Annotated in this window: 8 protein-coding genes; 6 read left to right on the top strand and 2 right to left on the bottom strand. The window is 68.2% G+C overall.

Features of this window, described 5'->3' with window-relative positions:
- Nucleotides 1-210: 210 nt before the first annotated feature.
- Nucleotides 211-1,377 carry an aminotransferase gene (locus tag HNO88_RS20245; protein ID WP_184250201.1) on the bottom strand — a complete coding sequence of 389 codons (1,167 nt, stop codon included), beginning with the start codon at nucleotides 1,375-1,377 and terminating at the stop codon, nucleotides 211-213.
- Nucleotides 1,378-1,564: 187 nt separating this feature from the next.
- Between HNO88_RS20245 and HNO88_RS20240 the strand changes: the two genes are divergently transcribed.
- Complete coding sequence (locus HNO88_RS20240) at nucleotides 1,565-2,620, top strand: histidine kinase dimerization/phosphoacceptor domain -containing protein (protein WP_184250198.1); 1,056 nt, start codon at nucleotides 1,565-1,567, stop codon at nucleotides 2,618-2,620.
- Between the two features lie 127 nt (nucleotides 2,621-2,747).
- Nucleotides 2,748-4,679: an ATP-dependent zinc metalloprotease FtsH gene (ftsH, locus tag HNO88_RS20235; protein ID WP_184250195.1), complete on the top strand. Its 1,932-nt coding sequence runs from the start codon at nucleotides 2,748-2,750 to the stop codon at nucleotides 4,677-4,679.
- Nucleotides 4,680-5,325: 646 nt separating this feature from the next.
- Here ftsH and HNO88_RS20230 read toward each other — a convergent pair.
- Nucleotides 5,326-6,270, bottom strand: coding sequence for an endonuclease/exonuclease/phosphatase family protein (locus tag HNO88_RS20230; protein ID WP_184250192.1), 945 nt, complete (start codon nucleotides 6,268-6,270; stop codon nucleotides 5,326-5,328).
- Nucleotides 6,271-6,875: 605 nt separating this feature from the next.
- Between HNO88_RS20230 and HNO88_RS20225 the strand changes: the two genes are divergently transcribed.
- The 4 genes from HNO88_RS20225 to HNO88_RS20210 are packed head-to-tail and all read left to right on the top strand — an operon-like array spanning nucleotide 6,876 to nucleotide 9,515.
- Complete coding sequence (locus HNO88_RS20225) at nucleotides 6,876-7,292, top strand: secondary thiamine-phosphate synthase enzyme YjbQ (RefSeq protein ID WP_184250189.1); 417 nt, start codon at nucleotides 6,876-6,878, stop codon at nucleotides 7,290-7,292.
- A 14-nt stretch (nucleotides 7,293-7,306) separates the two neighbouring features.
- A complete protein-coding gene (locus tag HNO88_RS20220) occupies nucleotides 7,307-7,921 on the top strand; it encodes a carboxymuconolactone decarboxylase family protein (protein WP_184250186.1) in 615 nt (204 codons plus the stop codon).
- On the top strand, nucleotides 7,918-8,757 hold the full coding sequence (locus HNO88_RS20215) for a cytochrome b/b6 domain-containing protein (RefSeq protein ID WP_184250183.1): 840 nt from the start codon (nucleotides 7,918-7,920) through the stop codon (nucleotides 8,755-8,757). Before HNO88_RS20220 ends, HNO88_RS20215 begins: the two co-directional genes overlap by 4 nt.
- A complete protein-coding gene (locus tag HNO88_RS20210) occupies nucleotides 8,754-9,515 on the top strand; it encodes a molybdopterin-dependent oxidoreductase (RefSeq protein ID WP_184250180.1) in 762 nt (253 codons plus the stop codon). The genes HNO88_RS20215 and HNO88_RS20210 overlap by 4 nt, the downstream gene beginning before the upstream one ends.
- The last annotated feature ends 41 nt before the right edge of the window (nucleotides 9,516-9,556 follow it).

Below are 9,556 nucleotides of genomic sequence, written 5' to 3'. Positions count from 1 at the left end.
GCTCCGGGCTGGAAGTGCAGTGTGTCGCATCCAGGCGGGATAGTGCGTCGCATCGAGGGTGCAGGCGCCCGTCTCTAGGCGCCGGCCGCATGGTGAGGGTCTGGTCGAGCGATGCACCGCTCACCCGCACCCGCCGCAGCACTGGAGCCGAGCTTTCACCCGGCTCCAGTGCTGCGGCGTATAACCCAAATGGTTCTAAATGTCAAGCGCTCAGAGCAGGACCGTCCTGAACCGCGCCAGCCGTTCCACTGCCTCGTCCAGAACATCGCCCGGCTTGGTGAAGCACAGCCGCACGATCGTGGTCGGGCGCGCCTCGCCCTCGTAGAGCGCCGAAACCGGGATCGTCGCCACGCCCCCCTCGCGCACCGCACGATCCGCAAAGGTCGCATCGTCCAGCGCGATGCCCGAGGCAGCCAGGTCGACGCACAGGAACCAGGTGGCGGCGTTGGGCAATACCACGAAGCCCGCGTCTTCCAGTCCTGCGCGCAGCCGGGCGCGTGCGGCCGCCCACTCGGCGCGCTGCGCGTCCAGCATCGCATCGGGCATGGCGAGGCCTTCCGCCACCGCCCACTGCAGCGCCGGAGCGCTGGCGAAGGTGAGGAACTGGTGGGCGCGGGCGAGCGCGGTCCCGATCGCGCCGTCTCCGGCCATCCAGCCGATCTTCCATCCCGTCAGCCCGAAGATCTTGCCGGCGGAGCCGATCTTGACGCTGCGGCCCGCCATGCCGGGGAACGCGGTGAGCGAGCGATGGGCGCGGCCATCGAAGCGCACATCCTCCCAGACCTCGTCGCAGATCGCCACCAGGTCGTGCGCGACGCACCGATGCGCGAGGCCGGCCAGCTCCGCCTCGCTCGCCACGGTGCCCGCCGGATTGAGCGGGTCGTTGAGGATCAGCGCACGCGTGCGGGCAGTGATCGCGCGGTCCAGCGCGTCGAGCGGATAGGCGAAGTCCGGCGGCGCCAAAGCCACCGATACGGGCACTGCGCCGGCGCGCCGCACCATCGGGGCATAGGCATCGTAGGCGGGCTGGAACAGGATCACCTCGTCGCCCGGGCTCACCAGCGCCAGCACGGCCGCGGCGATCGCCTCGGTCGCGCCGGAGGTCACCGTCACCCGATCGGGATGGAGCGCCAGCCCCTGTCGGCGCGCGTAGTATTCGCAGATCGCCTGGCGCAGCTGCGGCAGGCCGGCGCCGGGCGGGTACTGGTTGGAACGCTCGCGCAGAGCCCGCGCCGCTGCCTCGATCAGGGGTGCCGGCGGGGGCGTATCCGGAAAGCCCTGGCCCAGGTTGATCGCGCCGGTATCGCGCGCCAGGCCGCTAATCCGGTCGAAGACGGTGCGCTCCAGCGCGGCGTAGACGGGGTTGATGCGGATCATGCCCGACCCGGCATAGCTGCGCCGCCCACCCCTCGTCAGCCATTTTCGGCCGCGACCGGATCCGGTCCGGCGCTATGGGGGATTAAACCCTCGCCATCGCGTGGCGCTGTTGGTAGCCGTGTGGACGAAGGGAGAAGACCGTGACACGCCGCCACGGCATCCAGCAACCCGCGCAGGGCGCCGCCGCATGAGCCGCACCGCCTCGCTGATCGAACGTCTGCCGCTGCTCAGGTCTTATCCGCTGGCCCGCTGTGCCATCGCGTTGACGCTCGCCCTGGCGACCCTGCAGCTGCGGTGGGCGCTGAACGAATGGCTGCCCGTCGGCTATCCCTTCGTGGTCTTCTTCCCCACCGTCATCGTCACCGCCTTCCTGTTCGGGCGAGCGGGAGGTGTCACCAGCGGCCTCGTGTGCGGCTTGTGCGCCTGGTACTTCTTCATCCCGCCCGTGGGTGCCTTCTCGTTCGACCGCGCGAACCTGGTGGCCATGGCCTTCTACACCGGCGTGATCACCGTCGACATCGCGCTGATCCACTCGATGCAGGTGACGAACCGGCGCTTGCGCGAAGCGCGAGAGGAGGGCCGGCTCCATGCGGAGCAGAGCGACCGTCTCGCCGAACGGTCCGAGCTGCTGTTCCAGGAGCTGCAGCACCGGGTAGGCAACAACCTGCAGATGGTGGCCGCGGTGCTCTCGCTGCAGTTGCGCGGGCTCGACGAGCCGCGGGCGCGCCGCGCGATCTCGGACGCGGTGGCGCGGGTCCAGGTGATCGGCTCCATCCAACGGCGGCTCTACCGCAGCAACGGCGAGCTGGTCCCGCTGGACGATTTCATCCGCGAAGTCGGTGAGCAGATCATGCGTTCCAGCGGCGCGCCCGGCGTGGCGCTGCGGATCGAGGCGGCGACAGGCCTGGTGCTGCCGCCCGATGCCGCCGTGCCGATGGCGCTGATCCTGGCCGAGGCGATCGCCAATGCGCTGGAACACGGGCTTGCCGGGCGCGAGGCCGGCGTGGTCACCGTCTCCCTGGAACAGGGTGACGGTGCCGTCCGGCTGGAAGTTCGCGACGATGGCGTGGGCCTTCCGCCCGGCTTCGATGCCTCGCAGGGCGACAGCCTGGGCCTGCGCATCTCGCGCGTGCTGAGCCGGCAGCTCGGCGCGGAGTACACGCTGACCGATATGACGCCGGGATGCCGGATGTGCCTGTCGCTGCCCGCCGCACGCTTCGCCGGCGGAGCCCTCAAGGGCTGACGGGGGCGGCTTATCGCCGAACGCCTCCAAAGCGGGGCTGGTTCGATCACTGAGAGCCCTTGCGCTAACTTGTCATTCAGCGCGGCTGGCCTACATTGGCTGGCGTATAGGACTTGCGAAAGATTCCATGAACGACGATCAGCCAAACGGCAATCCCTGGGTGAAGAGCCTCCTCGTTTGGGGCGGCATCTTCCTCGCGCTTCTGATGGTGGTCTCGATGTTCGGCTCGCGCGGCGATGTCGGGCAGGCGATCCGCTATTCGGACTTCCGCTCGAAGGTGGCCGAGGGGACCGTCGCCGAAGTCCAGATCGGCACCGATCGCATCGTCGGCAAGTACAAGAACGGCGATTCGTTCAGCACGATCCCGATCCCCAACGACACCAGCCTGCCGCAGCTGCTGCAGGAGAACAACGTCAGCTATGCGGGCCGCGAGCTGGAGCAGCCCAACATGCTGCTCTACATCCTGGTGCAGGCGCTGCCGTTCGTGCTGATCCTGGGCATCGCCTTCTTCGCGCTGCGCCAGGTGCAGAAGGGCGGCGGCTCGGGCGCGATGGGCTTCGGCAAGTCCAAGGCCAAGCTGCTGACCGAGCGTTCGGGACGCGTCACCTTCGACGATGTCGCCGGCATCGACGAGGCGCGCGAGGAGCTGGAAGAGATCGTCGAGTTCCTGCGCGATCCTACGCGCTTCTCCAAGCTGGGCGGCCAGATCCCCAAGGGCGCGCTGCTGGTCGGCTCTCCGGGCACCGGCAAAACGCTGCTCGCCCGCGCTATTGCGGGTGAGGCGGGTGTGCCGTTCTTCACCATCTCGGGTTCGGACTTCGTCGAGATGTTCGTTGGTGTCGGTGCGTCTCGCGTGCGCGACATGTTCGAGCAGGCCAAGAAGAACGCGCCGTGCATCGTCTTCATCGACGAGATCGACGCGGTCGGCCGTCATCGCGGCCATGGCCTGGGCAATTCGAACGACGAGCGCGAGCAGACGCTGAACCAGCTGCTGGTCGAGATGGACGGCTTCGAGGCCAACGAGGGCATCATCATCATCGCGGCGACCAACCGCCCCGACGTGCTCGACCCCGCACTGCTGCGTCCGGGCCGCTTCGACCGCCAGGTGGTGGTGCCGGTGCCCGACATCGACGGACGCGAGAAGATCCTCGCCGTGCACATGAAGAAGGTGCCGCTGGCGCCCGACGTCAACCCGCGCGTGATCGCTCGCGGCACGCCCGGCTTCTCGGGTGCCGACCTCGCCAACCTTGTCAACGAGGCCGCCTTGCTTGCCGCGCGCCGCAACAAGCGCCTGGTCGCGATGCAGGAGTTCGAGGACGCCAAGGACAAGGTCATGATGGGCGCCGAGCGCCGCAGCATGGTCATGACCGAGGACGAGAAGAAGATGACCGCCTACCACGAGGCGGGGCACGCGATCGTCTCGATCAACGAGCCGGCGTCCGACCCGATCCACAAGGCGACCATCATCCCGCGCGGGCGCGCGCTGGGCATGGTGATGCGCCTGCCCGAGCGGGACAGCTACTCGTACCACCGCGACAAGATGCTGGCGAACCTCTCGGTCGCCATGGGCGGCCGCGTCGCCGAGGAGATCATCTTCGGGCACGACAAGGTCAGCTCGGGCGCCTCGTCCGACATCCAGTACGCCACCAGCCTTGCGCGCAACATGGTCACCAAGTGGGGCATGTCCGACAAGCTGGGGCCGCTCCAGTACGAGGAGCAGCAGGAAGGCTATCTCGGCATGGGCGGCTCGCACCGCCTGATGGGCTCGGACGATACCAACAGGCTGATCGACAGCGAGATCCGCTTGCTGGTCGACACCGCGCACCAGCGTGCGACTCAGATCCTGCAGACCGAGAGCGAGAAGCTGCACCTGCTCGCCAAGGCCATGCTGGAATACGAGACGCTGAGCGGCGACGACATCAAGCAGTTGATGGAAACCGGCGAGCTCGATCGTCCCAACGAACCCAAGGGCCCGGCCCGGACGACTCCGGTCCGCGGATCGTCGATCCCCAAGACCGGGAAGCGCTACTCCGGCGGCGCGGCACCGCAAGGGGCCTGAGGCTTTTCGCCAGTTTGCAGGTTGAGGATGAGGGTCGGAGACAACTCCGGCCCTTTTTCCGTCGTGCGGCGCTTGGGCTGGTATGGGATGGGCCGGGCTGGGCTGCGTCGAGGCGCAGGGTGCTGTTTGACCGTACCGGGAGACTGCCATCACGCGGTTGCTATCGGGTGGAACAGGCGCGCTGCTCGGCCGGGCAATTGCAAGGTGAATGGACAGGCTTGGTTGTGGCCAACCATGGTTTTAATCCGTCCGGTCTATCACCGTTGCGAAAGCGGGGGTGGAGCGTTGTTGATAGGGAAGGGGCCGTGAGCCATGCCATGCTCGCGTGCACCGCTCCTTGAAGCGAACATCCCTCAAGGCTGCCGGTCGTCGATCCTCCCCTGCAAGGGGAGGTGGCAGGCGCGTAGCGGCTGACGGATGGGTGTTACCGCCGGCGGAGTGCTCGGACGATGGGGTTACACCCCTCCACCCCTCGCTACGCGAGCGGTCCCCCTCCCCTTGCAGGGGAGGATCTTCGATGGCGAAGGGATGGACTTCTCGGCGCAGAGTAAGGCCAGATCTTGCGATTCGCGCCGTGTGTCGTTGGTCCCTGGCCAACAATCTCAAGCCAAGGCAACACGCTGCCCCCAGCCTTGCCGCGACGCCCCTACACTCCTGCCCGCAAGCGCAGCCGGCACAGCACGCCGTAATGATCGGAGCGCCCCGCGCTGGTTCGTCTGCATCCTGCGCGCAGCCAGTGCTTGCTGGCGAAGACGTGGTCGATCCCGGCGAAGGCGGGCAGCGGGCGGTTGGCCGGGTAGGTCGGGATGAAGCTGTCTTGGCGCCGCAACCCGCTCACTTGCGCGAAACGGGCGAGGCCGAAGGTGCCGGTGGCGGTGTTGAAGTCCCCGCCGACCACCAGCGGCACTCCAGCCTCGCGACGGGCGAGTTCCGCGCCTTGCTGCATGAACATCTGCGACGATTTCACGTAGGGCCGCGCCATGTGCACGTCGATCACGCGCAGGGGACCGGCCGGGGTGCGAACCTCGCCGACCAGCACGTCGGCATGCGCCCGGCTTGGCGGCCAGGTTACCGGCAAGTTGCGGATCGGCCAGCGTGAGAGGATCGTCAGCGTGCACGGGCGCCCGCCGCCGCACGACTGGATGCGGCGATAGCCCGGCAGCAGCGCCGGCATGAACGGGGCGACGGTGCCGTTGGTTTCCTGCAGCAGCGCGATGTCCGGCGCCTCGCGGTTCACCAGCGCCACGATCGCACCGGGATCGGGGTTGGAATGAAAGGTGCTGAGCGTCAGGACCTTGATCTGCAAGCTGCCCGGTGCGGCGCCACCCCTCTCGCGACCGAGGCCCGAGAGCACCGCGCCGCCAAGTTGGTAGCCGCCGACGAGCAGGCCGATGGCGGCGACGGCCACGCTGGGTCGATCGCGCAGCCGCAGCGCGCTCGCCAGGCACACCGCGAGCACCGGCACGAGCAGCGGCAGCATGACGTTGAACTGGTCCAGCACGTGGTGCGTCCGGCCGAGCTGGCCCACCAGCACCACGCCGGTCGCGGCGGCCGCGGCCATGCCGACCAAGGCGCGTGCGGCCAGGTGCACACGCCGGCGTCGGCGGCTGCGAGGCAGTGCCTGGGTCAGGCGGGTGACCCTGAGCCATGCGACCGGCTCGCCGCATCCATCGGCATCTGCGGCATCGGTTTGCTCTTGCTCCGTCTATCGAGAGGGACACCGCAGCCGTTTGCTGCAGCTGCGAAGGTAGCCGTCCCTCTTGCGCGCTGCAAGTTCGGGACACGCCGTCAGCGGAAAAGTGGCGCCCGGCTTCGCGGCGGATGAGGGAAAAAACCGAGGGGCTCTCGTGCGCGAGGCGCTCGACCTTCAATCGCTGCGCCGACGAGGCGCGCGCGAAGATTTGCAAAGTTCAGGGGTGCAGCGCACGGGCGCGGGCGTGCAGCTTTTGAAATGCCGATAGTGGCGTGACGAAGCCGGCGTCGAGCCCGCTAGGCGTCGCATGTACTTCTCGCCAGGCTCGAAAGCTCGCCTGGCCGTCACGATCCTGCGCTCGTCGGCCCGGTTCATCGTGACCGTCATGACATGGTGGTAGGGCGACACGGCCGTGCGGTGTGCGGGCCTGGCTTTCTGGCCCGCGTTCTCCTCACACGCTCTCCCGGCTTGTCAGCGGGCTGGACACTCGTCAAACACACGGCATGAGGCAGGCGAGCACGACCCTGGGTTTTAATACGCGCGGTCGCGGGCTGACCGATATCACGGCCGCCGTGGCCGATTGGCTGCGCACGACCGGCGTCGATCAAGGCCTGCTGACGCTGTTGTGCCGCCACACCTCCGCCTCCTTGCTGATCCAGGAAAACGCCGCGCGCGAGGTGCGCACCGACCTCATGGCCTGGTTCGAGCAGGTGGCGCCCGAGGGCGATCACTATGCTCATGACGACGAAGGGCCCGACGACATGCCGGCGCATCTGCGCGCGACCCTGACGGGGGTGACCCTGCAGGTTCCGGTGCTGGACGGCCGCATGCGGCTGGGCACCTGGCAGGGCATCTACCTGGCCGAGCATCGTCGCCGGCCGCACCACCGGGAAGTAGCCGTCCACCTGATGGGCGAGTAGACGGGAGAGAGAGCATGCCGATCGAATGGGACATCATCGAGCGCGAACGCCGCGTCGTCGGCGAGGCGCCGCGCATCGAGCCGGTGGCCTTCGAGGCGCTGAGCCGGACCGATATCGACGCGATCAACGCGGTGCGGGCCGGTGCGGGAGCGCCGCCGGTGGTCGATACCGCGCCCGAGTACATGCGCACCATGATCCGTCATCCGGAGCTGTTCCGCTGCCAGATGGACCTGGGCACCGTGCTCTACAACGGCGAGATCCCGCCGGTGGAGCGCGAGCTGGCGATCCTGCGCGTGGCATGGCTCTGCGGCGCGCCTTACGAGTGGGGCCAGCACGTCGGCGTCGCCTATCGCATCGGGATGAGCGCCGAGGTGGTCGAGCGGGCGCGCCAGGGCTCGCAAGCCGAGGGGTGGGGCGAGCACGAGCGCGCGATCCTGGCCGGTGTCGAGGAACTGATCGACGACAAGGTGATTTCCGACGCGACGTGGGCCACGCTGGCGAAATCCTGGGACGAGGCCCAGTTGATCGAGTTTCCGGCGATGGTCGGCCAGTATGTCGCCACGGCCTTCGTGCAGAACTCGCTGCGCATGCGCCTGGAAGGCTGCGAAGAGGGATTGTCGCGACGGTGAGCCTCGATGCCGATCCGCCCGAACCCGAAGCGCAGGGCGGCGAGCTCGTCCGCCGTCACCGGCTCTCCACCCGCGTGTGGCATTGGGTCAACGCGGTCACGCTGCTGGTCCTGCTGATGAGCGGGCTGATGATCTTCAACGCCCATCCCCGGCTCTACTGGGGCGAGTATGGGGCGAACTTCGACTATGCCTGGCTGGAGATCGGACAGCGGGGCGGCAGCGGGTACTTGCGCATCGGCTCGTGGCAGGTGCCGACCACCGGCTGGCTCGGCGTGTGGACCGATCCCGGCGGCATGGAGCGGCGCCGCGCCTTTTCATATTGGGCGACGATCCCGTCCAACTACAGCCTGGCCGATGGACGCGTCTGGCACATGGCCTTCGCGTGGGTGCTCGCCCTCGGCCTGCTGGTCTACCTGCCGTGGTCGCTGGTGAACGGACACTTGCGGCGAGACGTGCACATCACCCGGCGCGAGTGGCGGCCTTCGCACATCTGGCACGATGTGAAGGAGCATGCCCGGCTTCGCTTCCCGACCGGAGCGGCGGCGCTGCGCTATAACGTGCTGCAGAAGATCTCCTACGCGGGCGTGCTGTTCGTCCTGATCCCGCTGATGATCGTGACCGGGCTGGCGATGTCGCCGGGCACCGACGCCTGGGCCCCGATCGTGACCGAGCTGTTCGGCGGGCGCCAGTCGGCCCGCTCGATTCACTTCCTGTGCGCCTGGGGGCTCGTGGCGTTCGTCGTGGTGCACGTGGTCATGGTGGTGCTGGCGGGGCCGATCAACGAACTGCGCTCGATCGTCACCGGCTGGTACCGGGTGCCGAGAGACAACCCATGACCAAGCTGATCCTCTCGCGCCGGTCGTTGATCCGCACCGGGGCACTGGGCGGTGGGCTGCTGCTGTCGGGCTGCGACAAGCTTTATCAGCAGCCGGCCTTTCGCGGCGCGCTCGAGAGCGCCGAGGACCTGCACCGCGTGACCCAGCGTGCGCTCGGCGGGCAGGCCCTGGCGCAAGAGTTCCGGCCTGCGGACCTGTCGCCGGTGTTCCGCGCCAACGGCAGCAAGGAAGGCGCGGGCGAGGCGTACAAGCAGCACCTGGCGCAAGGCTTCGATCGCTGGGCCTTGCGAGTCGATGGGCTGGTGGCGCGGCCGCTCGACTTGCCGCTGACCGCGCTCAAGGCGCTGCCGCAACGCGTGCAGATCACCCGGCACGACTGCGTCGAGGGCTGGAGCGCGATCGGGCAGTGGCATGGGCCGCAGCTCGGCCATGTGCTGGACCTGGCGCGGGTGAGCCCGTCCGCCCGCTACCTCGTGTTCCACTGCGCCGACATCTACGGCGGCGCGCCGTATTACGAATCGATCGACATGATGGATGCGCGCCATCCGCAGACGATTCTGGCCTGGGCGATGAACGGGCGGCCGTTGGAAGAGGCGCACGGCGCGCCGGTGCGGCTGCGCGTGGAGCGCCAGCTGGGGTACAAGCATGCCAAGTTCGTCATGCGCATCGAGGCGCGCGAGACCCTGGCGGGCCTGTACGGCGGCAAGGGCGGGTACTGGGAGGATTCGAGCGGCTACGCCTGGTACGCGGGGATCTAGGCAAGCTTTAAGCAGAGCGTCGTCCCGGGCTCGACCCGGGA

Source organism: Novosphingobium chloroacetimidivorans (assembly GCF_014204535.1).
In the GTDB taxonomy this organism is placed as follows: Bacteria; Pseudomonadota; Alphaproteobacteria; order Sphingomonadales; family Sphingomonadaceae; genus Novosphingobium; species Novosphingobium chloroacetimidivorans.
The sequence above is the reverse complement of the archived record's forward strand: the minus strand, read 5'-3'. Positions and strand labels throughout refer to the sequence as shown.